General features: G+C 33.8%; 2 protein-coding genes. Both read left to right on the top strand.

Annotation, left to right across the window (positions count from 1 at the left end):
• The first annotated feature begins 92 nt into the window (after nt 1–92).
• Nucleotides 93–872 carry a F0F1 ATP synthase subunit A gene (locus ACYVJS_RS10445; protein WP_460739895.1) on the top strand — a complete coding sequence of 260 codons (780 nt, stop codon included), beginning with the start codon at nt 93–95 and terminating at the stop codon, nt 870–872.
• A 496-nt stretch (nt 873–1,368) separates the two neighbouring features.
• Nucleotides 1,369–1,892 (top strand): cytochrome c oxidase subunit II transmembrane domain-containing protein (locus ACYVJS_RS10440; protein WP_460739894.1); only part of this gene is annotated, 524 nt, incomplete at its 3' end.

Genomic DNA, 1,892 nt, shown 5'->3' with positions numbered 1-1,892 from the left:
CCTGGATATATAGACCCGCGTATAGCGCGGATCTTAGGTATTTGAGAACTAGAGGTACCTATTTGATAAAAAAGCACTGAAAATAAATAAAAATGTCAACTTTAGCTACAACTTTCTTAGTTAATAACCCACTAGAGCAATTTGAAATTAATGATTTTGTTTTCATTTTAGCTCCAATCTTTGGATTTACTAAATTATCTTTAACTAACATCGGATTCTATTTAATTATGGTAGTGGCAATCACTATCGGAATGAATGTTTTATCTCGAAATAACGGTTACGTTATTCCTTCTCGATGGGCTATCCATTCTGAATCAGTATACGGATCTATCTTAAATCTAGTTCGAGAGCAAATTGGACCAAAAAACGAAGTTTATGTTCCATTCATCTTCTCTTTATTTAATTTTGTATTAATTAGTAATTTAGTTGGTTTAGTACCTTATTCTTTCACAACTACTTCTCATTTAATCTTAACTATGAGTTTAGCAACTGCTATTCTTATTGGAGTAACTATTATTGGATTCCAACGACATGGATTAGGATTCTTCGCTTTCTTCATTCCTGCTGGTACTCCTTTAGCATTAGTATTCTTACTAGTTGCGATTGAATTAATTTCTTACTTAGCTCGAGCAGTTTCTTTAGGTGTTCGATTAGGAGCTAATATGATTGCAGGTCATTCTCTATTAAAAATTATTTCTACATTCACATGGAAAATGGTAGTAGCAGGACCTGTATTATTCTTAGTTAGTCTATTACCTCTATTATTCTTAACAGCTTTAGCTGGTTTAGAGTTTGGTATTGCAATCTTACAAGCTTACGTTTTCACAATTTTAACTTGTTCTTACTTAAAAGATGCTATTGATCTACACTAATCATAAATAAACAATAGTCCTGGCCAGCGGTATTATACGTTTGGTTGGAACCGATTTAAAGTAGCTTTGTTACTCCGGGGCGGGCGCCCCGGACCTCCCCAGGTCCGGCGGTGCCGACCCGGTTTAAAATTTTGCGGCACCGTACGCCAAAATTTTATGAAGGCTCACGGTTGGGGGCGACTTTGTCGCCCCCAAATTAAATCTTAGTTCAAGGAATTTACCCCTAAGGTCAATTATCTTTAGGGACAAACAAAAAATAATCAACAAGTTTACAAGTTAGNACAAAAAATAATCAACAAGTTTACAAGTTAGGTTTACCCCTAACCAGTGAACCTTTCCGGGTGAGGTAATAACGCCGTTCTAAAGCGGTTATACCGCCTCGTGAATTTTGATTAACTTTGTAAATTAATATATATATATTTATAATATTTTTTGTATGATATATTTATTAATTATTTAATAAATTTTATCTAAGGGATAACACGCATAATAATTTATGTTAAATATGCTTAAATCATTAAATATCATTTCTCCAGTATGGAATGATGCTCCTGAGCCTTGGCAATGGGCTTTCCAAGATGGTGCATCACCTTCGTACGAGGGAATTGTAGAATTACATGATCAAATTATGTTTTATCTAGTAATTATTTTATTTGGTGTTAGTTGGATGTTAACTTCAATTATTGTAAACTTCGGTTCTAACAAAAACCAAATCGTTTACAAATACCATAACCACGGTACTTTAATTGAGTTAATTTGGACTATTACTCCAGCTTTTGTATTAATTGCAATTGCTTTCCCTAGTTTCAAATTATTATATTTAATGGATGAAGTAATTGATCCTGCTATGACAATTAAAGCATTAGGACACCAATGGTATTGGTCTTACGAGTACTCTGATTTTGTTAACGAGGATGGAGAGTCTATTGAATTCGATTCTTACTTAGTTCCAACAGATGACTTAGAAGAAGGACAACTACGACTATTAGAAGTAGATAACCGAGTAGTAGTTCCAGTAGG

This window comes from Microbacterium neimengense, assembly GCF_054782995.1.
Note: the sequence above shows the minus strand (reverse complement) of the source record. Positions and strands in the feature narration are given on the sequence as shown.